Annotated in this window: 28 protein-coding genes and 1 tRNA gene; 19 read left to right on the top strand and 10 right to left on the bottom strand. The window is 61.6% G+C overall.

Going from position 1 to position 23,985, the window contains the following annotated elements; all coding sequences use genetic code 11:
- Positions 1 to 15: 15 nt before the first annotated feature.
- On the bottom strand, positions 16 to 1,374 hold the full coding sequence (locus tag HNQ39_RS20475; RefSeq protein WP_184201136.1) for a 3' terminal RNA ribose 2'-O-methyltransferase Hen1: 1,359 nt from the start codon (positions 1,372 to 1,374) through the stop codon (positions 16 to 18).
- Between the two features lie 104 nt (positions 1,375 to 1,478).
- Here HNQ39_RS20475 and HNQ39_RS29680 point away from each other — a divergent pair, with 104 nt between their 5' ends.
- The 4 genes from HNQ39_RS29680 to HNQ39_RS20460 are packed head-to-tail and all read left to right on the top strand — an operon-like array spanning position 1,479 to position 4,685.
- Entirely contained in the window at positions 1,479 to 1,862 is a 384-nt protein-coding gene (locus HNQ39_RS29680; RefSeq protein ID WP_221290164.1) for a sigma-70 family RNA polymerase sigma factor, read from the top strand.
- Positions 1,863 to 1,904: 42 nt separating this feature from the next.
- On the top strand, positions 1,905 to 2,252 hold the full coding sequence (locus tag HNQ39_RS29675; protein ID WP_221290151.1) for a sigma-70 family RNA polymerase sigma factor: 348 nt from the start codon (positions 1,905 to 1,907) through the stop codon (positions 2,250 to 2,252).
- A complete protein-coding gene (locus tag HNQ39_RS20465) occupies positions 2,249 to 3,841 on the top strand; it encodes a tetratricopeptide repeat protein (RefSeq protein WP_184201133.1) in 1,593 nt (530 codons plus the stop codon). Before HNQ39_RS29675 ends, HNQ39_RS20465 begins: the two co-directional genes overlap by 4 nt.
- Position 3,842: 1 nt before the next feature.
- Positions 3,843 to 4,685, top strand: a complete 843-nt coding sequence (locus tag HNQ39_RS20460) for an NAD(+)/NADH kinase (RefSeq protein ID WP_184201130.1) — start codon at positions 3,843 to 3,845, stop codon at positions 4,683 to 4,685.
- A gap of 4 nt (positions 4,686 to 4,689) precedes the next feature.
- Here the strand turns inward: HNQ39_RS20460 and HNQ39_RS20455 are convergent, their stop codons facing one another.
- Positions 4,690 to 5,820: a conjugal transfer protein TraF gene (locus HNQ39_RS20455; RefSeq protein WP_184201127.1), complete on the bottom strand. Its 1,131-nt coding sequence runs from the start codon at positions 5,818 to 5,820 to the stop codon at positions 4,690 to 4,692.
- Positions 5,821 to 5,918: 98 nt separating this feature from the next.
- Between HNQ39_RS20455 and HNQ39_RS20450 the strand changes: the two genes are divergently transcribed.
- On the top strand, positions 5,919 to 7,136 hold the full coding sequence (locus HNQ39_RS20450; RefSeq protein ID WP_184201124.1) for a thermonuclease family protein: 1,218 nt from the start codon (positions 5,919 to 5,921) through the stop codon (positions 7,134 to 7,136).
- On the opposite strand, the gene HNQ39_RS20445 is transcribed toward HNQ39_RS20450, so the two are convergent.
- Both HNQ39_RS20445 and HNQ39_RS20440 read right to left on the bottom strand, forming a co-directional pair.
- On the bottom strand, positions 7,114 to 9,213 hold the full coding sequence (locus tag HNQ39_RS20445) for a NosD domain-containing protein (RefSeq protein WP_184201121.1): 2,100 nt from the start codon (positions 9,211 to 9,213) through the stop codon (positions 7,114 to 7,116). The genes HNQ39_RS20450 and HNQ39_RS20445 overlap by 23 nt on opposite strands.
- Before the next feature lie 2 nt (positions 9,214 to 9,215).
- Positions 9,216 to 9,620 (bottom strand): hypothetical protein, encoded by a 405-nt coding sequence (locus HNQ39_RS20440; protein WP_184201118.1) that lies wholly within the window; start codon positions 9,618 to 9,620, stop codon positions 9,216 to 9,218.
- A gap of 118 nt (positions 9,621 to 9,738) precedes the next feature.
- Between HNQ39_RS20440 and HNQ39_RS20435 the strand changes: the two genes are divergently transcribed.
- A tRNA-OTHER gene (locus HNQ39_RS20435) sits at positions 9,739 to 9,860 on the top strand.
- Between the two features lie 23 nt (positions 9,861 to 9,883).
- Here the strand turns inward: HNQ39_RS20435 and HNQ39_RS20430 are convergent.
- Genes HNQ39_RS20430 through HNQ39_RS20420 form a run of 3 tightly spaced genes read right to left on the bottom strand, consistent with a single transcriptional unit; the run spans position 9,884 to position 11,538 of the window.
- Positions 9,884 to 10,165 carry an acylphosphatase gene (locus HNQ39_RS20430; RefSeq protein WP_184201115.1) on the bottom strand — a complete coding sequence of 94 codons (282 nt, stop codon included), beginning with the start codon at positions 10,163 to 10,165 and terminating at the stop codon, positions 9,884 to 9,886.
- A gap of 2 nt (positions 10,166 to 10,167) precedes the next feature.
- On the bottom strand, positions 10,168 to 11,046 hold the full coding sequence (locus tag HNQ39_RS20425; RefSeq protein ID WP_184201112.1) for a TonB family protein: 879 nt from the start codon (positions 11,044 to 11,046) through the stop codon (positions 10,168 to 10,170).
- A gap of 9 nt (positions 11,047 to 11,055) precedes the next feature.
- Positions 11,056 to 11,538, bottom strand: a complete 483-nt coding sequence (locus HNQ39_RS20420) for a peptidylprolyl isomerase (RefSeq protein WP_184201108.1) — start codon at positions 11,536 to 11,538, stop codon at positions 11,056 to 11,058.
- Positions 11,539 to 11,613: 75 nt separating this feature from the next.
- Between HNQ39_RS20420 and HNQ39_RS20415 the strand changes: the two genes are divergently transcribed.
- Entirely contained in the window at positions 11,614 to 12,327 is a 714-nt protein-coding gene (locus HNQ39_RS20415; protein ID WP_184201105.1) for a fumarylacetoacetate hydrolase family protein, read from the top strand.
- A gap of 83 nt (positions 12,328 to 12,410) precedes the next feature.
- Here the strand turns inward: HNQ39_RS20415 and HNQ39_RS20410 are convergent, their stop codons facing one another.
- Positions 12,411 to 12,602: a hypothetical protein gene (locus tag HNQ39_RS20410; RefSeq protein WP_184201102.1), complete on the bottom strand. Its 192-nt coding sequence runs from the start codon at positions 12,600 to 12,602 to the stop codon at positions 12,411 to 12,413.
- Positions 12,603 to 12,640: 38 nt separating this feature from the next.
- Here HNQ39_RS20410 and HNQ39_RS20405 point away from each other — a divergent pair, with 38 nt between their 5' ends.
- From HNQ39_RS20405 to HNQ39_RS20365, 9 genes are all read left to right on the top strand, one after another.
- On the top strand, positions 12,641 to 13,132 hold the full coding sequence (locus HNQ39_RS20405) for a hypothetical protein (protein ID WP_184201099.1): 492 nt from the start codon (positions 12,641 to 12,643) through the stop codon (positions 13,130 to 13,132).
- 119 nt (positions 13,133 to 13,251) lie between these two features.
- Positions 13,252 to 13,884, top strand: a complete 633-nt coding sequence (locus tag HNQ39_RS20400) for a hypothetical protein (RefSeq protein WP_184201096.1) — start codon at positions 13,252 to 13,254, stop codon at positions 13,882 to 13,884.
- Between the two features lie 49 nt (positions 13,885 to 13,933).
- The gene (locus tag HNQ39_RS20395) at positions 13,934 to 14,683 is read left to right on the top strand and encodes a hypothetical protein (RefSeq protein ID WP_184201093.1); all 750 of its coding nucleotides are present in this window, start codon (positions 13,934 to 13,936) and stop codon (positions 14,681 to 14,683) included.
- Positions 14,684 to 14,703: 20 nt separating this feature from the next.
- Entirely contained in the window at positions 14,704 to 15,156 is a 453-nt protein-coding gene (locus HNQ39_RS20390) for an SRPBCC family protein (protein ID WP_184201090.1), read from the top strand.
- Positions 15,153 to 15,674 (top strand): hypothetical protein, encoded by a 522-nt coding sequence (locus tag HNQ39_RS20385; protein WP_184201087.1) that lies wholly within the window; start codon positions 15,153 to 15,155, stop codon positions 15,672 to 15,674. Before HNQ39_RS20390 ends, HNQ39_RS20385 begins: the two co-directional genes overlap by 4 nt.
- Positions 15,675 to 15,721: 47 nt before the next feature.
- On the top strand, positions 15,722 to 16,885 hold the full coding sequence (locus HNQ39_RS20380; protein WP_184201084.1) for a homogentisate 1,2-dioxygenase: 1,164 nt from the start codon (positions 15,722 to 15,724) through the stop codon (positions 16,883 to 16,885).
- 92 nt (positions 16,886 to 16,977) lie between these two features.
- Complete coding sequence (locus HNQ39_RS20375; RefSeq protein ID WP_184201081.1) at positions 16,978 to 17,136, top strand: hypothetical protein; 159 nt, start codon at positions 16,978 to 16,980, stop codon at positions 17,134 to 17,136.
- Positions 17,137 to 17,157: 21 nt separating this feature from the next.
- Positions 17,158 to 17,379, top strand: coding sequence for a hypothetical protein (locus HNQ39_RS20370; protein WP_184201078.1), 222 nt, complete (start codon positions 17,158 to 17,160; stop codon positions 17,377 to 17,379).
- A gap of 21 nt (positions 17,380 to 17,400) precedes the next feature.
- The gene (locus HNQ39_RS20365; RefSeq protein ID WP_184201075.1) at positions 17,401 to 18,513 is read left to right on the top strand and encodes an acyltransferase family protein; all 1,113 of its coding nucleotides are present in this window, start codon (positions 17,401 to 17,403) and stop codon (positions 18,511 to 18,513) included.
- Here the strand turns inward: HNQ39_RS20365 and HNQ39_RS20360 are convergent.
- Positions 18,502 to 19,224: a hypothetical protein gene (locus HNQ39_RS20360; protein WP_184201072.1), complete on the bottom strand. Its 723-nt coding sequence runs from the start codon at positions 19,222 to 19,224 to the stop codon at positions 18,502 to 18,504. The two genes, HNQ39_RS20365 and HNQ39_RS20360, sit on opposite strands and share 12 nt — an antisense overlap.
- A 53-nt stretch (positions 19,225 to 19,277) precedes the next feature.
- Here HNQ39_RS20360 and HNQ39_RS20355 point away from each other — a divergent pair, with 53 nt between their 5' ends.
- The 3 genes from HNQ39_RS20355 to HNQ39_RS20345 all read left to right on the top strand — a co-directional run bounded on the left by HNQ39_RS20355 (position 19,278) and on the right by HNQ39_RS20345 (position 22,877).
- Positions 19,278 to 20,471: a M24 family metallopeptidase gene (locus HNQ39_RS20355; RefSeq protein WP_184201070.1), complete on the top strand. Its 1,194-nt coding sequence runs from the start codon at positions 19,278 to 19,280 to the stop codon at positions 20,469 to 20,471.
- Between the two features lie 156 nt (positions 20,472 to 20,627).
- Positions 20,628 to 22,052, top strand: a complete 1,425-nt coding sequence (locus HNQ39_RS20350; RefSeq protein ID WP_184201067.1) for an asparagine synthase-related protein — start codon at positions 20,628 to 20,630, stop codon at positions 22,050 to 22,052.
- Between the two features lie 6 nt (positions 22,053 to 22,058).
- Positions 22,059 to 22,877, top strand: a complete 819-nt coding sequence (locus tag HNQ39_RS20345) for a tetratricopeptide repeat protein (RefSeq protein ID WP_184201064.1) — start codon at positions 22,059 to 22,061, stop codon at positions 22,875 to 22,877.
- 107 nt (positions 22,878 to 22,984) lie between these two features.
- Here HNQ39_RS20345 and HNQ39_RS20340 read toward each other — a convergent pair whose 3' ends face one another.
- A complete protein-coding gene (locus tag HNQ39_RS20340; RefSeq protein ID WP_184201061.1) occupies positions 22,985 to 23,911 on the bottom strand; it encodes an ATP-grasp domain-containing protein in 927 nt (308 codons plus the stop codon).
- Positions 23,912 to 23,985: the final 74 nt, after the last annotated feature.

The following is a 23,985-nucleotide window of genomic DNA, read 5'->3' as shown; positions in this document are numbered from 1 at the left end:
CGAGGGCAGGCTGTCCTAGCGATCAAAGGTAGCGGACTGTGTGGGCGAGCCCAGTTTCTCGTGCTGGTCGCCGATTGCGCCAAACGCGACACGGTAGCCGAAGTCCTGCGCGACCCGCTCGGCCCAGGTAACAAACTCCGTGCGGGTCCACTCAAACCGGTGGTCTCCGTGGCGGAACTTCCCTGCCGGGAGGCTCTCCCAGACCGCGTTGTACTCGGCGTTGGGTGTCGTGACAAAGACCCGACGTGGGGCCGCATCGCCGAAGACCGTGCTCTCCAAGGCACTAAGGCGCTCCGGGTCCAGGTGCTCGATCACCTCCATGAGAAGGGCCACATCAAAGCCCTGGAGCCGGGAGTCGGAGTAGACCAGCGAGCCCTGGAGCAGGGGAACCGCGCCGTGCAAGCGCCGCTCCGCCACCGCGAGGACCCCGCTGGAGACATCCATCCCCGTGAGCGCGACTGTCGGAAATGCCGCCTTGACCGCCTTGAGCGTGCGGCCCTCGCCACAGCCCAGGTCGATCACCGATTGTGCCGCCGGCTCCAGGGTGCGAATCGCCGCGAGCGCGGCCTCCACACGCTGGTCGTTGAGCCGAACCGGGGCCTCCAAAACCTCCTCGACGGGCTCGTCACCGGCCACGGCCTCGCCCTCGGTGAGCTTTTCGAGAGCGGCGCTCGTGAGGCTCCGTTTGTAGCGGAGGTAGCGCCGCGTGATGAGCTCGCGCTCGGGGTGGGTGGCCAGCCAGCCCTCGCCGTGCCGCAGGAGCTTCTCCACCTCTTCGTCGCCCACAAAGTAGTGCTTGGCGTTGTCGAGCGCGGGGATCAGGACATAGAGATGGGACAGTAAATCATGGAGTGTCTGGGTGCCAGTAAGCACGACGGTATACAAGTTGCTAGTGCCCCACTCAGGGAATCGTGGGTCCAGCGGGTGGCAGGCAATCTCGACCGTGTAGCCCAGTGGCTCTAGGAGGCGGCGGACAAGCGGCTCGCCGGCGTCACAGGCGAGCGCGGGGAGGCTCGCGGTGAGCACGAGGGGAGTGGCAGCCAGCTCGGGGCGCTCTTTACTGCGACCGGAGAGCGCGGTGGAGAAGCACTCAGAGAGCGCGACACTCAGAAACGACGATGCGACATACGGGCGGTCACAGACATACTGAAACAGCGAGTCTGCACGGCCCCGTACAAGGCGAATGGGGTCGAGCTCGACCAGGAGGGCCGCGGTGGTTCGCTCCGGTGTTGCCTCGGGGTAGAACACGTGCGCAGTGCCGAAGTTGAGCTCTTTTTGGAAGCGTGTTGCTGGGTTTTTATGTAGTAAAAAACCTAGGTCTCGGGCATCGGAAAGCACAGGTTCTTGGGCAACAACAGTAAGCGTGAGTAACATTTGTATAGGAAGTTTACCACTCGCTTGTGGTAAAGAGACTCTGAGGTTATAATAGGCACTTGGTGGGCAAGGACACTAGAAAATTAGGGGACTGGCAAGACTAGATGGCGGCGAGACAAATGGAGGATGTATGGCGGCGCTTCAAAGGGAGTGGAGATTCCCGCGCACGTGACGCTATCATCAACAACTACGCTTATTTGGTCAAGATCACCGCAGGGCGTGTGGTCAGTAACTTGCCGCCCAACCTGGAGCGGGAGGACCTCTACACCGCGGGCTCGATGGGGCTCATCAAGGCGGTTGACCAGTTCGATCCCGGCCGCCAGGTAAAGTTTGAGACCTACGCCATCGCCCTCATCCGAGGCGCAATCTTAGAGTCTCTGCGAGAAGAAGACTGGGTTCCGCGCTCGATCCGAGAGCGGGCAAAGACCCTGGAGCGGGCCTTTTTTGAGCTAGAGCTCTCGCTGGGACGCCCGCCCAAAGAGGACTAAGTCGCCTCCCACATGGGGGTTAGTAACGAGGATCTCTCCAAGATGATGGCCGATACCGGGCGAGGATCCGTGCTCTCGCTCGACGACATCATCATGGGGAGTGAGGGGTCGGAGCGCTTGCATCTCGCGGATGTCGTGCCCGACGATGGAGCAACACCTGTTGCAGACGTAGAGCTACGGGAGCGGATCCGTCAGCTGGGGGGAGCGATCGATCGCCTGCCCGAGCGGGAGAAGCTTGTGATAGCATTGTACTATTATGAAGGCTTGACCTTCAAAGAGATCGGCAAGGTGCTCTCGGTATCGGAGTCGCGTGTCTATCAGCTGCACACTCAGGCAGTACTCAGGATGCGCGGGTATCTCAATCGTGACCAGGAGTTATTTCGCGCATGAAGCGGATTCTAGTTTCTTCAGCGGCTCTGACCGCTTTTAGCCTGCTCGGCACCCCAACATGGGCACAGAGCCCACAGCAGCCCGTGGTGTCGGCTGCCGCCGACAACGGAGCCTTCGACCGGGCACGTAAGGCCTACAAAGAGGGCGATATCGCCACCGCTCGCACCGAGATGGAGAAGGCAATCGCCGCCCTACCCGACGATGCTGATGCCAACGACTGGATGGGGTTTGTGCTTGTCAAGAGCAACGACTACTCCCGGGCGATCCCGTACCTTGAGAAGGCTCTCGCTAAGAAGCCCAAGTCCTACGAGACCATGACCAACCTGGGGAACGCCTGTCTGCTCAAGACCGACCGTACCCCCGCCGACACGGACCGGGCTATCGAGCTCTTTACCACGGTCGCCGAGAGCCGGCCCAACTCCGCCGAGGCACAGTTCAACCTGGGCTACGCCGCCGCCCGTAAGAAAGACTACGCTCGGGCTGCCACCGCCTACCGCAAGGCCGGAGAGCTGCGTCCGAACGATGGGCAGACCTTCATCAACCTGGGGATCGCCCTCCAGAGCCTCGGCAAGCTCGACGAGGCCGCACAGGCGATGCGCACCGGAATCTCCAACAACACCGGGGACAAGGCCGCCCACGCCGCCCTGGGCTCGATCGAGATCCAGCGCCGCAACTTCACCGGTGCGGTCGGGGTGCTCGAGACGGCGCGAAAGCTCGATCCCAACAACTACGGTGTCCTGGTCAACCTTGCCTACGCCTACAGCCAGACACGGCGCTCTGCTGAGGGCGCGACGGTCTACGGCCTCGCGGCTGATCTGGCCGCCAGTGGTGCCGAGGGTGCCCCGGCGGGCGATGTGACCGCTCGCTACAACCAGGGAGTCCTGCTCGCTCTCACCGGAAACACCGATGGCGCACTCGCCGCCTACGAGAAGGCGCTGGGTGTCAACCCGCGCTACTTGGACGCTCTGCTCAATGCGGGCTACCTGCACTTCCAGAAGGGCACCTACGCCGAGGCCGCAAAGCGCTTCAAGGCCGCAACCGAGCTCGATGACAAGAGCTATGTCGCTTGGCTCAACCTGGGGACCGCCTGCCAGAAGCAACAAGACCTCAATGGGGCCATCAGCGCGTGGGAGAAGGCAGCGGCACTCAACACGTCGGACTACGACTCCCGAAGCTACCTGGCGAGCGCACTCTTGACCCAAGGGCGTGAGGACGATGCCGGGAAGATCTTTGTCGAGATGGCGAAGCTCAAGCCCGATGAGGCAGGTCCACAGCTCGCGATGGGGCTCTCGTACATGCGGGCGAACAAGCTCGACGATGCCATGAAGTCGTTTCAGGCTGCCATCAAGGCCGATCCGAGTTCCGCTCAGGCGCACAACAACCTTGGCGTGGTCTACGAGCGCCGTGGGCTACTTAACCAGGCAATGGCGGAGTACAAGAAGGCTGTCCAGCTCGATCCGGCCCTGACCGATGCCAAGAACAACCTGGCCCGGTTTGGCAAGCAGGCGGAGACGGGCGATACCAAGCCCGCTAGCAAGCCTACCCCCAAGAGCACCGCGAAGCCGACCAAAAAGGCAAGCGGAGGCTAGAGTGAGTGGCAAGGTCGTCGGACTGCTTGCCAATGACACCAAACCTGCCGCAGTAGAGACTGCGGCAGGGCTTGCTCAGCAGCTCAAACAACGCGGGCTCCAGGTCCGCATGGCCCCGGAATTCAGCGACGACGAGATCGCCCAGTGCGATTTTGTCGTCGTTTTTGGTGGTGATGGCACGGTTCTCGCCGCGGCGCGCTTGGTCGCGGAGCACGGAACCCCCTTGCTGGCGATCCACCTGGGGCGCTTTGGCTTTGTGACCGAGGCCTCTCCCGACAACCTGATCGATGCCGTGGACGCCGCGCTCGAAGGGCGCTGTGAGGTACACGAGCGCATGCTCCTGGCCGGCGCGATCTACCGCGGAGGAAGCGAGACGGCCGAGACGCAGCTCCTGGCCGTGAACGATATTGTCGTGGCCAGCGGGGCCGTGCGCATGGTGCATGTCCACACCCAAGTGGGCAAGGATGCGATCGCCACCTACGCCGCCGATGGCGTGATTGTCTCGTCGCCAACGGGCTCGACGGGCTACTCGCTCTCCGCGGGAGGGCCGCTGGTCCACCCTGATGTCCGCGCCCTCATGATCACCCCCATCGCGCCACACACGCTCTCTGCACGCACCCTGCTCGTCCCCGACACGGAGACGGTCTACCTCACAGTGGAGACCCAGACCCGCGATGCGGTTGCTGTCACCGCGGACGGCCAGACCGGGCTCTCTCTTACCCCCGGCGATACGGTCGCGATCTCACGGGCACCCTACAATGTCCGCATGCTCGCCGCCGGGGGGCCAAACTTCTACCAGAAGATTCGGAGCCGCTGGCACTACGGCGAGCGGCTCACCGGCTAGGGCGCTAGAACTTCAGCGTCCGCACGATCTCCAGCGGCTGGCGGTTTCCCAGCGCGATGTCGAAACCACCGATCCCAAGGCCGTAGGTGTAGCCATTGGCGCTGTTGTAGCCCGCCCGAATCGCCACAGGCCCCAGGCGCTGCTCGACTCCCGCGCGTAGCTCCGCCTTACCGACCGACCCCGTGATGTCCACCCAGTCTGCGACTGCGGTCATGCCACCCTTTTGAAAACCAACCCCCGCAGTCGCCGTGGTGGCCAGCAGGTTGTAGGTGCGTGTCCCACCGCCGCCGCTCGCATTGGCACCAAACTGGCCCGTGAAGGTAAAGTCGGGCTTGACGGCATTGGCTACCACGAGCCCCCCAGAGAGCCCAAGGAGCTTCTTGGACTCCAGCATGATCCCGAGGTCGGCACCCACGCCTTGCTTATTGAGTGTGTTCTTGCCGTTCATCTCCGGTGCGAGGAAGGCATCGGAGCCAGAATCAAGGGTCGCTTTCTCACCGTAGTAGTGGGCATAGACCGCGGTCATGTACTTCACCCGCGCTCCCACCGCGACCGTGAAGTTCTCGCCACCGCTGGCGGGCTTGAGCTGGGTCGCAAATCCGATTTGAGGGAGGGAGTAGACCGCAGTCGCCAGGATATCGGCGCGGGCATCGCTGGGAACGCCGCCCGTACCGCCGTTCTTGCCCCAGGTCTGGAGAGAGGCGTTGGGCAAGACATAGCCCTGGCCGACTCCCGAAGCGAGGATCTCAACCGGCCCGATCCGCAGCCCCAGGCTCCCATTGAGGCCAAACGACGAGTCCTCGGAGGCGAAGCGGCGGGCGAGGTCGCTGGCATCGGCGCCGGAGCCATTGGTCAAGAGGTAGTTGGCCGCCTTGTCCAGCGAGATCGCGCCATCGGCACGCGCGCCAAGGCTCGGAAAATGAAAGCGCATCAGGCCCTTGGCAAAGGCCAGCGACGCGGGATTGTTGCGGCTGCCCATCCCTGAGACACTGTTGCCAGCCAGCGACGCAATCCCGGCACCGCCCATGGCAAAGGCGCGGGCATCGCCGCCAAAGGTGAGGTCATTGGCTGCCGCGGGCAGGGATCCGAGGGTGAGCGCTCCAGCCACCAGGCTGAGCGGTACGAAAAGACGCATCTTGACAAACCTCCTAAAGTTGGTCTAGAGGTATATTCGGCGCAATAGGTAAACTTCCTTCCGCAGGAAACTACGAGGCACATGGTGAACGTCCCTTTGTGAGTCGGCTGGTTTTTTGTCTCCTGATTTTTCTTCTGGCGCTGCCTAGCACGGCGCAGAATGCCTTTAAGGGCAAGGTCGTTGACATCGAGAAGGGAGACCAGCTTACCGTACAGCTCGACTCATGGAAGCTTAAGGTTCGCCTCCATGGAATCGAGGCTGCCAAGACGGGGGAGCTTGCTCGTGTGGCCCAGGAGTGGACACGGGCGCGTGTGGCCAACCAGCAGGTTCAGGTGGGCGTGCGTGGAACCGCCGCGAAGGGCATCGTCTACGGTGACGTGAGCTACCTTCCGGGGGAGCACAATATCGCGATCGAGCTGGCCGAGCAGGGGCTGGCTACCTGGACCGAGCGCTACGCACCCAGCCGGAAGGACCTGATGGCCGCCCAAGCCCGCGCGCAAGCCGCCCACGCCGGTATCTGGGGCAACGAGTCGGTTGAGGTAATTCGTCTGCGCCGCACTCTCCAAGCCGCTCCCAAGGCAACTCCCACGCCGCAGCCTCAAAGAACCGCGAAGCTCGTCGCTGCCCCGAAGTCCACGCCTACTCCTCAGCCCACGGGAACCGTCCCCAGTAAGCCGAACACCCGCCTCTCGCCTTGGCCGCTTCTGCTGGGAATTCTGTGTGCGGTTGCCTTGCTTGGTACGGCGGAGCGCGTGAGTCGCGATGCACGGCGCCTCCGCCAGCGCCCCACGCTCCTGACCGACCAGCACGACAACACGGCAGGGTTTATGAAGCTACGGGGGATCGCCCACACCGACCAGCCTCTTTTGGTGAGTATCGCGGGGCGCATTCCGGGGCTCTATATCCACGAGATCACCCAAGTCTACCACAATGGCTCCTGGCGAACGACCTACGACGAGACCGACAAGCTGCCCTTCACCCTCGACGATGGCAGTGGGCAGGTGACGATCTCCGAGGGGCTCTTGCGCTTCATGCCTATCCGAGTGGCCCGCTTCTACAATGACTTTCCCGTTGAGAAGTGGCACCCCAACTCCTACGGCGGGGACATTCGCACCGAGGTCTTCTTTATCCCCGCCGATGTGACCGTTGTCGTGTTTGGCGACCTCGCGCCCAGCCGCACGCAGCCGCTCATGGTGATTGAGGGCGACGAGCGGCGGCTGACCCACCAGCCCGTGCGGCTGGCGATGGCGCTGATTGTCGGTGCCGCGGGGGCACTCTTGCTGGGGGGCTACTTTATGCTCTCGGGCGTAGGTTGACCTTCAGGGTCGCGTAGCCGTCGATCTGAAAGTGCTCCACGCGCAGGGTATGTGGCCCTGCACTGAGCGAGAGGGGAACGGGGTAGAGGGTCGGCCCCTGGTACTTCCAAGCGTCTTTAAGGATCAGGTTGTCGTCCAGCCAGACCCGGCAGCCGTCATCCGTGGTGACATCCAGGATATACTCCCCCGCGGGAACCTGTAGCTTACCGATCGCGAGGGTCAGGAAGTGGTTGTTGGGAATTCCCGGCCCAAAGGAGCTCCCCGCGTAGTCCAGGCGGGCTGGTTTTTCAATCTTGAGGGGTGTCCCCGATGCAAGGCGCTCGTCTTGCTCGCGTGAGTCCGGCTCGCTGTGGACATCGTTTGGATTGTTTGCCCGGCTCCAGGGAAAGAACTTAACCTCCCAGTCGATAGGGGCAAAGAAGCGCGAGAATCCAAAGCGCACCGGCTTGCCCTTGGGCGTGAGAACCCCACGGTAGTCCCGGCATGTCTCCCCAAGATACTCAAGCTCAACCTTGATATTCCCCACCTGGCCCATAGGCACGGAGAGGCTCAGCTCACCCGGCACCGATCCGGTCTGTGCCGACACGCTCGCCCCTTCGGCCTTGACCAGCCGCCAGCGGCCCTTGGGGCCGAGAATCTCGTACTTGCCCTCGCCGCGGGGCCAGAGAATCGGGCGCTCGAAGTCGTACGGCCCCCACTCGTCCACCAAGATGTAGCGCCGTCCGCGTAGGACATTCTTCGGCAGAAACGGAAGCGGCACTCCGGGAAGCGGGGCAGGGGCGGCAAAGCCGGGCTGCCCCGCGCGTGGGTTCCAGGGGAGGGAGAAGCGCTTCTGGTAGGCACTTCCATCGGCCTCGGTGGTGACAATATTGTTTCCACTGCCTTGCATGACCACCGGTGCGCGGAGCGGCTCGGTGTGGTTGCCCTGCTCCTGTACCCGCTCCGTGAGCCGAACACTGACCGCTTTTTGGCAGCCGACAAAGCGATTCTCTTGGATCGCATAGTCGCGGCTAGTAGTCTCGTGCTTGCGGACATAGGCCCAGCTTGGGTCTTGGGTGGCGTTTTTCCAGAGGTTGACCGCCGTTACGTCCCGGTGAAAGAGGTTGTGCGCGATGGCGATATCCCGCCCGTGCTCGATCGCAATCGCCTCGGCGTTGAAGCCAAAGACGTTGCCAACAATCTTCGTGTCGTAGCTATAGCCGCCCCAGACACCGTGCCAGCACTCCAGAACCAGGTTGTTGACAAAGGCATTGCGCGAGAAGGTCGCCTCGATCCCATTGGTGGGGGCGTGCGAAAAATCGTTCCCAAAGACCAGGTTATCGTCGCAGCCCCCGCGCCCGGTGTCCATCGTGGTCTGCCCGGCCCAGAGAAAGAACCCATCGCCGCCGTGGGTGACCGAGTTATAAGCAAAGACATTCTCGCTGCTCTGCTCGTAGATCAGGATGCCCGCGGAGTCCTGGCCGCGGTTGTAGACCCCGTGGCTGTAGCCGCGGACACACCAGTCGAGCTTGTTGTGCAGGATCTTGTTGCTGCTACTGCGGTACATCCCCAGCCCAATGGCGGAGAGAAAGGAGAAATCGTTCTGGGCAACCAGACCCTCGTTGCACCGGGTGAGCATCAGGCCGCACTGCCCGCGCCGCGCGGTGCACTGGCGCACCGTGAAGCGGTCGCAGCCCACTAAGTAGATCGCGGCGCCGTACTCCAGCCACTCGTCTTTTTCGTTGTGGTGGAAGCTCATCCAGTCCGAGAGGTCCTCTTTCTCGGTCGTGCTAGCGAGGCGCTGCTTCCAGTTGTCCGACGCGTCGATCTTCTCGAGTGTAAGCCATTCGCAGTCTCGCCCCAGCACCCCGACCTTGTAGCCGTGGACCGCGAGGTTCTTTACCGTGACATTCTTGCCGGTGACCGTGACCCCAACTCCTGCACGCTTGTCGGGCTCGGTGGTCTCCGCGGAGCCGCGCAGGGTCGTGCCGCCAAAGTCGACCGTGATATTGCTTCCCGAGATCGTGATGCCCTCGGGCAAAAGAAACGCACCTCGCTTGAGCGTAAGCGAGGTGGTGATGGTTTTAGGTAGCTGCATGATTATTCTGCAAACGGATCGTCGAGGTCATCGTCGGCGGGCGGTGGGCTGGGCCGGCGCTGTGCGGCGGGGCGTGTGGGGGCTGGCGCGGCGGCACGGGCAGGTGCAGGAGCCGGTGCGGGGGTGCGGGGTGCGGGCGCGGCGGAGCGCGGTGCCATCGGGCGGGGCGTGGGCTCGGTGTCGCCGAAGAACTCGTCCTCTTCCTCGGGCTGCTTGTTCTCATCGGAGGGCTGCTGCTCGACCTGCGAGAGATACATGATATGGGTCGGGTGGTTCTCCGCCTCGCGGTATTTATTTTTAAAGATCAGTATCCGAACGCCCGGGTTGAGCTTCCCCGTGAGAAAGGTATTGCCATCTTTGTCCTTGTTGGTCCAGAGACCACCGAGCTTGATCATATCCGATGCCATAGTTCTTTTGATTCCTCATTTAGGTCGCGGAGCGACAGGGTGGCGCTTGCGCCAGAAGCGAAGCGGAGCCGGGGACGTTCCTGTCCCCGGTGTATATGGTATAATCCCAGCGTCTTTCGGGCTTGTAGCTCAACGGTTAGAGCAGGGGACTCACGGAGAAGCAGGTTGGCTTGTGATGGTTCAACTCCATCTTCTCCGCAAGTAATCCCTTGGTTGGGGGTTCGAATCCCTCCAGGCCCATACTGTATCCCACTCCGACGCTTCTAAACAACCCGGAAAGCGAGGTGTCGGCCTTCTACTTCCTCTTCCCAGTGTGCTTCGACCGCGGTGACTTGTGCTTGAGCAGGGCCACGGTGTAGCTCGGCGAGGAAGGCTTGCAAGGGGGCGCGCTCCAGTGCCTCCGCCTCGACCTCCACGCTTCCATCCGCGAGGTTCTTTACGTAGCCGCCCCCCATACCGGTGAGCCGCTGTGCGGTGTGGTGTGCCCAGTAACGGAAACCGACCCCTTGAACATGGCCCTGAACCTTGGCAGACAATCGGATCATCTCTACTCTTTTCCTCCCATTCGTCGCGAGTGCGTGGCTAGATCATACACAAACTCCAGAGTCTGCGCCACTGGCTGGCCTTGCTTAAGAGCGGGCTGCCAGCGCCAGAGTCGCATCGCCGCCACGATCGCATCGTCGATCTCTTCGTCGCCACTACCGCGGGTCAGCGTGATATCCGCCGAGCCCGTGGTGCCTACCGCGACCTTCACCTTCACCGTCCGGCTGTAGGTCCGGCTGGCGAGATCGTCGGGGAGGACGGGGTAGAACAGCGTCTGGGGCTCCGCGGCATGGGTCTCGCCAAAGGCACGCGGCTTGTAGCCGGGCGGGACGGTGACCGCGACACTCGTAATCTTGTCCCCCACGGCGATCTTGTCCAGGACATCCTGCCCGCTGGTGACCCGCCCAAAGAGCGTGTAGCCACTGAGATCGAAGCCGGGGACATCTTTTTTCAGGAGGTAGAACTGGCTCCCTGCAGAGTCACGCTCCGCGCCACGGGCCATCCCCATCACGCCCTTGACATTCTTGAGCCCACGGTTTTGCTCAAAGGGAATGGTGTAGCCCGGGCCGCCCGTCCCGTTGCCCAGTGGATCGCCGCCCTGCACGAGGCTATCCTCAACACGGTGAAAGGTCAGGCCGTTGTAGAAGCCGCGCTGCGCCAGGCTGATAAAGTTCGAGACCGCCACCGGTGCCTCGGTGGGCTCAAGCTCGACCACGACGGTCCCCTTGGCAGTCTCCAGGGTCGCGATCGGACGCTCTTGCTTCTTGGGTGCCTCTTTCTTGGGCTTGGGGGCGGGTTTTGCCTTCTCGGGCTTCTTCTCCGGCGGCTTCTGCGCGGGGGGCGGAGTCTGGGTGAGGACCATAAAGGCCAGTAGGGCGAGCATTGTGTTGTGTTACTCCACGATCTTGATGCTGAGGATCTTGTCCCCAACCTGAATCTTCTCGGCGATATTCTGCCCGGTAGCGACCTGGCCAAAGATGGTGTACTTACTCATCCCATCGGGCTCTTTCGCATCGAGGTTGGGGGCGGGCTTGCTGATGACAACGTAGAACTGGCTCCCGGCGGTGTCTCGTCCCGCATTGGCCATGGCGACCGCACCACGGTTGTGCCGAAGCGGGCCATTGTGCTCGTTGGGGATCGACCAGCCCGGGCCGCCGGTGCCATCGCCGTTGGGATCGCCGCCTTGGATGACAAAGCCGGGCTCGACCCGGTGGAACTTGAGGCCATTGTAGAAGCCCTTCTTTGCCAGCTTAACAAAGTTCTCAACGGTCTTGGGGCAGATCTCCGGGTAGAGGACGATCTTGAAGATTCCCTTGGTTGTCTCGACAATCGCCAGAGGATGTCGGCGGGTCTTGGGGGTTTGACGCGGATCCATGGTGTTATTGTACCTTCCCTTTAAGAGCATATTTTTGTGTGGGTGTTGCGCCTTTTTCGGGTACTCTCTAAGTATATGAAACTTGCTCTGCCAACATCGTTTCCCTCCTTCCGGGACTTCTATGCCTTTGAGGCGCATGTCAAGAACGCGCGCAAGAAGCGTGGCCTGGAGATGATCCCGGAGTGGTACGATGCGCCGGTGTTCTACTTCTCCAACCCGGCTAGTATCGTCGGCAATAGCGCCCCGATCAAGAAGCCCGCCGAGACCCAGGAGCTGGACTACGAGCTGGAGTGGGCCGTGGTGATTGGCAAAGAGGGCAGAGACATCCCGGTGGAGGAGGCCGATAACCACATCCAAGGCTTCACGATCCTCAACGACTGGTCGATGCGCGACATCCAGCGCCACGAGATGAAAGTCGGGCTGGGGCCGGCCAAGGGGAAGGACTTCGCCACCAGTGTTGGGCCAGAGCTAGTCACCCCCGATGAACTCGTGGATAGGATTATCGACACCAGTCGGGGCAACCGCTACGATCTCTGGATGGAGGTCAGTGTCAATGGCGAGCGCCGGGGGCGCGGCTCGACCAAGGACATGAACTGGACCTTCGCGGAGCTGATCGCCGCCGCCAGCCGCAACACGGTTCTCAAGCCCGGCGACCTGATCGGCTCAGGGACGGTCGGGACGGGCTGCTTGGTCGAGTTCCCTGAGGGCTCGTGGCCGTGGCTACAAGTGGGCGATGTGGTGCGCCTGGAGATCGAGAACCTCGGTGTCTTGGAAAACACCATCGTCTGATCCCATCCTGTGACATCCCCCCGCCGCTTAGACGGCGACCCCCTTCGCCTGAAACCCGCGTTCCGCGGGGCGAAGGGGGTGGGTTAGAGCCCAAGCTTGGTGAGGAGGTCGGGGCGATCTTTGCAGGCGACACGAGCGCCGCGGTTGAGAGGGCCGACAAAGGCTTGTAGCGCCGCGAGGACAGCGCTCTGGGCTTGGTTGGCACCTTGGGCATCGCCCTTGGCTTTTTCTTGTGCACTCTCCGCGGCCTTCAGAGCTGCCAGCACTCCCTGCAAGCCCGGTTACACCTATGGTGATATAGGAATAGGTTGTTATGCGTAAGATTTACATTGGGGAATATTATCCAATAACACTTGTTGAAAAAGCAATGAATATAAGGAATGACTTGCATTTTGACCAAGTTGTTAATTCTGAAAACAAAATTATTGAAACCAGAGTTATAAATATTTCAGATGCAAAAATAATGTCCCTTTATATAGATAACTCTATTGAATCTGGTGCTGAATTTTGGGTTACGAACAGAGATGATAATGGGAGAATCCACAATGTTATTTCGTTGGATATGGGAAGTGTAAGTTTGGGCGGTAGATTTACGCGTGCACAAAATTGTGTTGAGATTGAAATGGAACCTAAGGAATGCATTTCTTTCTTAACCGAGTATATATTTGATGGTGAATATTTTTGTATTGGTCTTGATAAATATCGTGTTTATGACAGAGCAGGTTTTGGTTTGTCTTTTAAACATTTGAATATATTTGAAAATACATTCACTTTGGTCGAGCTAGGTTGTCATTTGCTTGATTGAATGTCTGAAACTGCGTCGTCAGGGGCGCGTAGTGTCTCGGTTGTGACCTTGTGATACCCTTCCCTTGTGCGGCTCGCTCTAGATGTAACCAGCATGGGTGGAGTGGTCCAGGAGAGGCTATGCAACAGCAACGACAAGAGATTTATTTGGGGAAACAGCCCTTGCCACGCCCGATTGGTGGGCTGGTCTTGATACTAAGTACTGCTCTGCTTGTGACCTGCGGCCTCCTGCTCTCTGGTAAGCTCTCAGAGACGGACTTCCTTCAGCCCGGCCACGACGGGAAGAGCGGCTTTGCCCAGGTCTTCGCCTGGCTGATCGGGCTTGCCATCGTCTGTCCGGTCTTCTTGCTGACGCGCCGCCAGCATGGCTTTACGCTCACGGGCCAGAGTATCGCGGTACGGGAAAATGGGCAGCTTGTCTGGGAACAGAAGTGCATAGCGTGGCGCTGGCGTAGCTCGGACAAGAAGAATATCCTAGGCGTGGAACTGCTCGACGACCAAGGCGCGGCGTATCTGGTAAGACTAGGGGGGCTCCCGCTGGGGACGCGGGAGCCCTTTGCGCCCTTGATCGAAGCGCTTGACTGTGCAAAGATTCCCGAGACGGAGACCAATACCAAGCCGCTACCCTTTGCAAAAGATGTGGGGGCGTGGCTAGCCGCGGCGCTCGCACTGGTTGCCTTGGTGGGATTCTCCTGGCTAGTGTGGGCGGGGCTCCATGCCTTCGACGGTATCCACATGCCGGGTAGCTACTGAGGGGAGCTAGTGGCGCAACCAAAGGTTGTGTTATTGTGTCGGAGAGCCTATGCAACAACTACGACAAGAAATTTTATTGGGGAAACAGCCCGTTCCCCGTATTGTCCTTGGGATTGTCTTGGCCCTCTCCCTTGCTGTTTTGATGACCTGTGGGCTCTACTTCACCGGTAGGCTCTCCGAGGTGGAGCTCTTTCGTCCTAACTACCAGGGCAAGAGTGGCTTTGCTCAGAGCGCTGTCTGGCTGATCGGGTTTGCCATTGTCTGCCCGGTCTTCTTGCTCACGCAGTGGCAGCATGGCTTTACGTTCACGGGCCAGAAAATCGCGGTGCAAAAAAACGGCGAGCTTGTCTGGGAGAAGAAGTGCGCGGCGTGGCGCTGGCGCATCTCGGGCAAGAAAGACATTGTCGGGCTGGAACTGCTCGACGATGCAGGCGAGGCGTTTTTGGTGCAGCGGGGCGGAATCCCACTGGGGAGGAAAGAGCCGTTTGACGCGCTTGTCCAAGCACTGACACGGGCGGGGATCACGGAGACAGATGCGCACCGCAAGCGGCTCCCGTTCACCCAAGACACTGCGGCGTGGCTGTGGATCACCCTTGCCGTGCTCGGAATCGCGCTCTTTGGCGGGATGGCGTGGTCGCTGATTCGCATGACTCCGACCCTCGATCGGCACCGTAGCGAGGAGGCGATACAGCGGTACTACGAGCAGCCCCCTGTGCTCCCCCGCCGCACGTTTCAAGTGCGCCACTACCCAAGAGAAAAGCAAGCAACCCGTACAGAACAGGGGACGAGCAAGCTATAATTGCACCGTTCACAAATCCCATGCGCTTCCACTTTGAACAGCACTTCCCCGCCTCGCAAGAAGAAGCGTTTGCCTTCCACGCCGACCCTGCCAACCTGGCCCTACTGCACGCCGACCGGCCAGGCTTTCGTCTCTTGAACCATGACGGGCATGTCCGCCCGGGCGCAACAACCTACTTCGAGGTGACCGTTTGTCGTATCCTCCCGGTTGTCTTCGGGTTTCGGCAGCATCTGTACGAGCCGCCCTATCGTTTTGGAGAAGAGCGACTCCACGGTCCCTTTCGTGTCTTCACGCATGTCCACACCTTCGACCCGACACCTACCGGCCTGCTCGCCAAGGACGATCTGGATCTACAGCTGCCGTGGTACTACGGGGGAGAGGTCGCCATGCGCTTCCTGATCGCCCCCATGATCACCCAAGTCTTCACCCGGCGGCAGCAGGCCCTGCTCCGTGTGCTGGGGCAACGCCCGTGATTATCCCTACCTATCTTCTCTTCATGATCGGGGTTCTGGGAGCGGTAGATATCTTGCTCTACCATGCGATCTCCCACGGGATACGCTCCCACCAAGACTCACGTGCCGAGCTCATTGTCCACAGCCTCCGTGGGCCGACCTACGCGATCCTGTTTCTTGTCGTGCCGAATGTCGCTCTGTACGGTGGCTTCTTCTGGGCGCTGGTGGGCCTGCTCGCCGTGGATGCGCTGATCTCCATGGTGGACTTTGCTCTGGAGGGGCAGAGCCGCCAGAAGCTCGGGGGATTGCCGGCCGGCGAGTACGTTCTGCACATGGTGATCGCCATGGTCTTTGGCGCAATGGTCGCGTCGGTTTTCTGGGAGGCAGGCAGCCACGCTGGGATGCCCACGGCCTTCCATCTCATCAAGGCAGGAGCACCTGAGCTCATCCGAGTCGTGCTGGCGGTGATGGCCCCGATCGTCCTGTACTCCGCTTTTATTGATGCACGCGCCGCTGTGCGACTGGGAAAGACAAAATAAAAAATTGCCCTGTCGCGGGGTAAAATTGCGCCGAGGTTAATGACGCAATGGCGCACTATGTAAAGCTTGGGGAGATACCCCGCAAACGACACACGCAGTTCCGCAAGCCCGATGGCTCGCTCTACGCCGAGGAAGTCTTCGGCACGAAGGGCTTCTCGGGGATCGCCTCGATTCTCTACCACGCGAACCTGCCCACGCAGGTGGCGGAGTACCAGTACCTGGGGGATTTGACGCCAGAGACGTTGGAGTTCGAGCCGCTGCGCCACCGGCACCTGAAGACCCACTTGCTGCGGCCAGGCGGCGATCCAGTCGCGGGGCGCGTGCCGTTTCTGGTCAATAGCGATGTCGCGCTGGCCCTCGTGCGCCCGACCGAGCCGATGGAGTACTTCTACAAAAACGCGGATGGCGACGACCTGCTCTTTGTCCACGAGGGTACGGGCAGGCTGGAGACGCTCTTTGGGACGCTCCCGTACCGTCCGGGCGACTACTTGGTGATTCCTCGCGGGACGATCTACCGCGTGGTCTGCGATCCCGGCCCCACCACGATGCTCCTTACCGAGTCCGCCGCCAGCACGATCGAGCCGCCAGAGCGCTACCGCAACGAGTACGGGCAGTTCCTGGAGCACGCGCCGTTCTGTGAGCGCGATATCCGTGTCCCTGAGGCGCCGCTCTTCCATGACGAAAAAGGGCGCTTTGAGGTCCGTATCAAGGCACGTGGCCACCTCACGGCCTACTTCTACGACTTCCACCCGCTCGATGTGATCGGCTGGGACGGCTTTCTCTACCCCTACGCCCTTTCCATCCACGACTTCGAGCCGCTCACGGGCAGTATCCACCAGCCGCCGCCCTCGCACCAGACCTTCGAGGCGCACAACTTTGTGGTCTGTAGCTTTGTGCCGCGCATGCTCGACTACCACCCCGATGCCATCCCGATTCCCTACAACCACTCGAACCTAGACAGCGACGAGGTCCTCTACTATGTCAACGGCAACTTCGCCAGTCGCCGGGGAATCGAAGTGGGCTCGGTCACCCTGCATCCGTCGGGGCTGCCGCACGGTCCCCAGCCCGGCGCGGTCGAGGCCAGCCTCGGCAAGACCCGCACCGAAGAGCTCGCCGTGATGGTAGACACCTTCCGCCCGCTCAAGCTCACCAAAGCCGCCCTCGCGCTGGAGGACGACAACTACCCGTACAGCTGGAGGCCAAGACCATAAAACCTGATCTGAACCCGGAGCGTCTTGCCGCATTCAACCTGAAAGACACTGCGCTTCTCAAAGGATTCGTGCTCGCCCACCCACAAGGGCGAGTGGATCCGCTCTCCGACAAGCCCGAGGGAGCAGCTGCCGCACGGACCCTACGCTTTTTTCGCGGCGAGAGTGAGCTCCGCTACACCGTCATTGCCTTCTCGACAGCAGATGCCCTCGCACGCTGGGACGCAGCCATGAGCCGCTCGAATCCTACGTAGCGCTCCCCGAGCCGTCAGCCCGTGACACAGGGCGCACGGGTCAGTGTCTTGGGAGGAGTCCTCCTGCCCGGACTCGCTCGTCCCCGCGCGGCATTTGTGGGGAACTCTGTTGTGGTGGTCTCTGCCTTCTCCCATCAACCGCCTGGCAAGCAGGTTGCGGAGACGAACAAAGAGCTGAGTCGCGTGATGGAGGGGGTCTTTGCGGAGCTACTTCGTCGCGCAAAAGACGCCTCTGTGCAGTGAGGCTTGTGGTACAGTTTGGCCATGAGTTCCGAGCCACGTCCGCAACGGCTGCTGTCGCTGGATGCCCTTCGTGGGTTTGACATGTTCTGGATTATTGGGGGCGACTGGCTCTTGGAGACGGTTGTCAAGCGCTGGCCCAATCCAGGCTTTGAGGTTCTCGCTCTCCAGTTCACGTCGCACTGTGAGTGGGAGGGGTTTCGCTTCTACGACGCCATCTTCCCGCTCTTTTTGTTTATCATCGGGGCGACCCTGCCGTACTCGATTGGGCGGCGGCTAGAGCAGGGGGCATCGAGGAAAGAGATTCTCAAGAAGGTCTGCGCACGGTTTTGCTGGCTGACCTTCTTTGGGCTACTCATCAACGGCCTCCCGCGCCTGGAGGGCTGGGAGCACCTGCGGCTCTTTGGCGTGCTCCAGCGTCAGGCATTTGGCTATGTCGCCGCCGCGCTGATCTATCTCTACACCAAGCCCAAGACCCAGCTCGCGCTGATTCCGACCATCCTGCTGGCCTACTGGGCGCTCCTTGCCTGGGTTCCCGTTCCCGGCTTTCCCCGTGGCACCTACACCCCCGATGGAAATGTCGCCAACTATGTGGACCGGCTGGTGCTCCTTCCCGGTCAGCTCTACAAGCCCTACGGCGACCCCGAAGGCCCGCTCTCGAATCTGCCGTCGATTGCCACCGCGCTGATCGGGCTGCTCGCCGGAACCTACCTGAAGCACTCCACCGATCCCGAGGCAAAGAAGGTGCGGCGCTTGGCGGGTGTCGGGGCCGCGCTCCTGACACTCGGCTGGCTCTGGCACCCGCTCTTGCCGGTGGTTAAGAAGATCTGGACCAGCTCCTTTGTGTGTGTCGCAGGAGGGCTGAGCCTCGTGCTCCTGGCGCTGTTCTACTACATCCTCGATGTCAAGAAATGGCGCTGGGGCTCGATTGTTTGGGTGATTATCGGGATGAACGCCATCACGGCCTACATGGGCGCGGCGATCATTCCCTTCGATGAGATCGCGATGAAGTTTCTGGAGGGAGTCGCGCGTCTCCACCCGGAGAACAAAGAGCTCTGCCGCAGCTTTGGCTCGATGTTCTTCACCCTCCTGGCGCTCTGGGGGCTCTACAAAAAAGACGTCTTCCTACGGGTTTAGTGTCGCCTGGTACTCCCGTGCCGCCTCCTGTAACCGCTCCTCGGTGTGGGCAAGCGCAAGAGTTGTCTGTGTGTGCAAGCCGGGCTCCCGAAGCTCTGTCAGCACGACAAAGAGCCGAAGAGGGAGCTCGATATCCAGGTCCGCTTGGCCCGTTGGTCTGCGGAGCAAGCGCTTGAGCTCACGACCCAAGAGACGCCGGTTCTCTGCGGTGAGCTGGGCAAGCTCCCCGTGCGGTGTCTGGATAAGGTTCTTACTTAGGAGCCGAAGCGCCGCAAAACGCACACGTCGCTCTAGGTTATTTGAGTCGGGGCGTCCCCGCTCCAGGGCATGGAGCAGTGCGAAGAGTCCCGGTAGGTCGGTGCGCGTGAGGCCGTCGAGAAGCGCGATGGTTGCCCGCAGAAGCACCTCCCGAGTCGGGTTGAGCTGATCACGAACCGGCCCCCAAAAGATCGCGCCAAGGACGATGCTTCCAACGAGGAACACAAACGGGCTGATCTGAACTAGGAGCAAGCCTGCTAAAAACAGACCCAGGACGACAGCAAAACCGAGCTCCTTGAGCCGAGAGCGCCGTGTGTAGGCGGTCAAACACGCGGCAAGGGCCTCCAGCGACTCCGTTGCTCCCTGGTCGCGCAGCTCCCGCAGGGTGGCATCGAAGTTTCGCAGGAGGCGCACCTGAAGGCTTGCTCGTGGCGGACGCTTTTGCTGGAACACAACCCCCGTTTCACCAGAGAGGGATTTGTCTCCTGCATCGCGAACTTTCGGCCATGAGTGACCTGACCCGTGAGAAACTAAACCAAGCCGCCGCGATTGTGGCGCAGTCCGAGGCCGATGTCTGGCTGACCTTTGTGCGCGAGACCAGTGGAATCGCCGACCCGTGCCTGCCGTTTCTGATGGAGGGCGGTCTCACCTGGCAGAGCGCGCTGCTTGTCAGCAAGACGGGCAAGAAGGTGGTGGTCGCGGGGAACTACGACCTCGATGGCCTGGAAAAATCCGGCGACTGGGACGAGACGATTGGCTACGTGCAGGGCATCCGTGAGCCGCTGGTCGATGCGCTGGAGGAGCTGATTCCCGTGAGCGTGGCGAGCCCCAAGATCGCGGTGAACTTCTCCGAGAACGACGATAAGTGCGATGGGCTGACCTACGGGATGTTCCGGCTCCTGGAGAGCTACTTGGCCCGCACACGCTTTGCCGGTGCTCTCATCAGTGCGGAGCCGATCATTCGGGCGCTGCGGGGCCGCAAGACCGCGACCGAGCTGGCGGCGATGCGTGGCGCGATTGTCGAGACAGATCGTCTGTTTGCGGAGATCGCCGAGCGCGCCAAACCCGGTATCACCGAGCGCCAGCTCGCCGACTTTGTGCACGCACAGATGGAGGTGCGCGGACTGGGCTTTGCGTGGGAGCAGGAAGGCAATCCCATTGTCAACTGCGGCCCAGACTCCGCGGTCGGACATAGTGCGCCCAGCTCCCTTGCGCTGGCTCCTGGGCATATCTTGCACATCGACCTTGGCGTCGTGCAGAACGGCTACGCGTCGGACCTGCAGCGCTGCTGGTTTGTGGGGAGCGAGATTCCCGAGGCAGTCTCGCGTGCCCACGCCGCCGTCTTGGGCGCGATCGAGGCGGGTTTTGCCGCGCTGAGGCCTGGCGTGAGCGGCTGGGAGGTGGATGCGGCCGCGCGGAGCTTCTTGGTCGCGGCGGGCTACCCGGAGTACCTGCATGCACTGGGGCACCAAGTGGGGCGTGTCGCCCACGATGGCGGAGGGTTGCTCGGGCCTTGTTGGGCACGCTACGGCGAGACCCCGTACTGGCCTATCGAGGCTGGGCAGGTCTACACGCTGGAGCTGGGGGTTGCGGTCGAGGGGCATGGGTACTGGAGCCTGGAGGACATGGTAGTGGTGACCGAGACGGGCGCAGAGTGGCTCTCGACACCGCAGCGCGAGGCCTGGACGCTCCCCGTTTAGATCGGGGCGTCTTGCTGTCGTCGCAGGCTCCGACACGAAGGGCGCTTCCCGCCCATGGCCGGAACGGCCTTTCCAGCCGTAGGCTCTCCAGCCCCCCGTTCTGATCGGGGGGGACCAAGGGAGGAAATCTGGCCTCTGTCGCCGAATGACTGAGCCATGTTACACGGAATTGAGAGACTCGTAGACCTGGTGGGAGTTCGCAGTAGCGCACTCACCGGAGCGGACAACGACGGGATCGCGGTGGCACTTTCCACCCGCAATGTGGCGGCACTGGCTTCGACCGACGGCCACTTCGCCGGGACGATGCGCGATGGGCAGACCATACGCATGGCCCGCACGATCGGGGTCCCGCTGCGCTACTTTGTTGCCAAGATGTTCCATGGCCCGTTTCTGGTGACTGCGGACCGGATGGACACGATCTACGACTGGTGTGTCAGCCAGAAGATCGGCTGGCAGTTCGACCCGACCTACACCCGCATGGTGCCTGCCCACTACCTCACCGAGATCGAGCAGATCGGCTGCCCGGACCCTGCGCCGGTCTACACCCGCTTCTGGGAGCCGACCGTCGCGCAGGGCGGCGACGATATCGAGGCCCTAGGGGTGGCGTATCTCACGGCGGCCTACGAGGCGACCAAGGGCTGGCTCGCAACACTCCCCGCCGAGGCGCTTGTGGGGATTGCCTTCTCCGGCGGTATCGACAGCACGAGTGTCTTGCTACTGGCCCGTCAGGCGATGGCGGAGCTAGGCCGCAACCCCGACCAGATTCGCGCCTTCACGCTGGACCTCCACGACGGCAAGGGGGCCGATGCGGAGCAGGCGGCAAAGATCGTGAGCGATCTTGGGATCGCCCACACCTGGGAGCGGGTCACCGTGCCGGCATCGGAGTACAACCTGCGGGAGGCGATCACGTGTATCGAGGACTACCATCCGCTCGATGTCGAGTGCGCCGCCGCGGGAATCGCGCTGCTCAAGGCGGTCCGCGAGCGCTACCCCAGCCTAACCTACTTCATGGACGGCGACGGCGGCGATGAGAACGCAAAGAGCTACCCACTGGAGGACTCCGACCTGACCCTGAGCTCGATTCTGCGCAACCCCTTGCTCTACCAGGAAGGCTGGGGGATCGACGCGATCAAGCACAGCCCGACCTACTCCGGCGGCCTCTCCCGCGCCTATGTCCGCACCTTCGCCCCCGCCCAGCGCTACGGCTTCACGGCCTTCTCGCCCTTCACCGTGCGCTCGGTGATGGACAAGGCGGTGGCAGTGCCCTTCGACCAGATTCTCAATGGCTCGCTCCAGCGGCTCTACTCCCTCAAGGGTGAGCTGGTGGCCTCGGGGGTCAAGCACGTGACCGGGATCGAGATGCCGGTCTCGACCAAGCGGCGCTTCCAAGACGGTGCCCGTGCGGCGGTGGCGGGCGATACGGAGAACAATACCTACTACAAGGCGTGGCGTGTCAGCAAGGCCTGGTGCCGCCAGGTGTTCCTGCGCCAGTGGGAAGACAAGCTCCGCGCCGCCTGGGAGGAGCAGGAGCAGCTCTCCGGTAACTTCGTCCCTGGTGTCCTTGAGCCGCTGTTGCAGTAAAAAGCCATGATCGACGAGCGCGTGCCCCTCCGACAACGCACCGAGAAGTCTCGGATGCCTAACTTCACGGACCGAGCAATCGATACCTTTCTGGAGTGGGCACCGCTCGGGCAGCGCATTGCGGAGATTCTGCCGGATAAGAAGAAGAACCAAGGGGTGAAAGACCTCTTCCAGCGATTGGACAACATCCGCCGCGTCCACGACGAGACACAGCGCAAGATCGACGAGTCGCCCGAGGCAAGTCCCAAGCACCTGGATGCGATGCGACGACAGCTACTCCCTGCCGACGACTACGCGCAATCCGAGGAGCGGCTGCGAGCGTCACGGGAGCGGCTTGAGCGGGTGCAAGCGGCAAGGGCGCTCTTGCAAGCCCACAAAGACGATCCCCAAGAGGCGGTTCGGGTGATAACGGAGTACGCTGCGGAGCACCCCAACGATGCAGAGGCGCTCTCGTTTCTGGCCATTGCGCACCGCAACACGGGCAACCTGCCGGAGGCTATTCGCCTAAAACGTCAGGCAATCGTGCTCTGTGGTTCGGATGATCATGCGGGATCGGATCGTCATTTTCTCGCGGTGCTGCTTCAGGAAAACGGGGAGCACGAAGCGGCCCTCGGCGAGCTTCAGAGCCTCATCCGCGATACTCCGGAGAGCACTCTATTTGGAGCCATGCTTCCGCTGCACTACTTTTTGTTGGGGAAGATCCTCTGGGCGCTCGGGGAGACGGCAAACGCCCGTATCGCCTGGAAAGAGGCCGAGAGCTGGGATGATTCCGGGCACGTTCGGCCCCAGATCGAGGCATTTCTGCGCGGTGCGGCGGGGGATTGAAGGCGGGGATTGAAAGCCCCGCCTCCGAAAAGGGAGCGTCCCGGGGACGCAGAGACAATCCTCTGCGCGTCCTCGGGACGCTCCTTGTGGGGGCCAGGGGGCCCCGCCTACAGAAACTTCGCCCAGCGGTAGTCTTTGGGCTTGGTGACTTTCTTGTTGGCCTCTTCAATCGCAAGCTCCGCCATGGCATTGACGATCCAGGCGAAGTTCTCCGGCCCCACCGAGTGGTAGTCGGCGTCGGGGGCGGGGTTGAGGAAGTCGATCGCGTAGGGGATGCCGTCTTGGACCGCAAACTCCACCGTGTTCATGTCGTAGCCTAGCGCGTTGCAGATCTTGAGGCAGTCGCCGACAAGGCGGTCGTGCATGGCGGGGTCGATGGGAGGGCCATCCAAGACATAGCGTCGCTCGTGGGGCTGGCGGGGATCGTAGCGCATGATGTGGACATTCTTCTTGCCGATCACGTAGCAGCGGAAGTAGTCCGTGAACTCCACACTGGCCTGCAGGGTCATGCAGAGATCGCCGGTCTGGTCGTAGGCGGCGAAGAACTCCTCGGGGGAGTGCACCTTGTAGACATGCTTCCAGCCGCCGCCGGAGTAGGGCTTCAGAAACGCGGGGAAGCCAATGTACTCAAAAATTTCCTCCCAGTTGAGCGGGTACATCAGGTTGCGCAGCGACTGACTGGAGATATCCGGTGGGTGCTGCTTGTGGGGAAGGAGCGCCGTCTTGGGGATCGCGACCCCGATCTTGTGGGCAAGCGCGTAGTTGAAGAACTTATCATCGGCGGTCCACCAGAACGGGTTGTTGATCACGGTGACTCCCTGCATCACGGCGTGCTTGAGAACGGCACGGTAGAAGGGGACATCCTGCGAGATGCGGTCGACGATCACCCGGTAGTCGTAGAGCTGCTCCATGGTAATCGCCCCAAGGGACAGGCTCTCCGCCGTGATCGCTCCCGCGCCCAGCTCGTTGATCTTGGCGACCAGCGCACCCGGAAACGTGTTCTCACGTCCGTACAAAACACCTATTTTCTTCATTTACACTCTCCTGCGCCTATTCTACCCGTGACACGTCAAAACAAAAATGCCCCGTGAGGCAGATTCTCACGGGG

This window comes from Armatimonas rosea (assembly GCF_014202505.1).
Lineage (GTDB): Bacteria > Armatimonadota > Armatimonadia > Armatimonadales > Armatimonadaceae > Armatimonas > Armatimonas rosea.
This window is presented reverse-complemented; position numbering and strand designations above follow the sequence as displayed.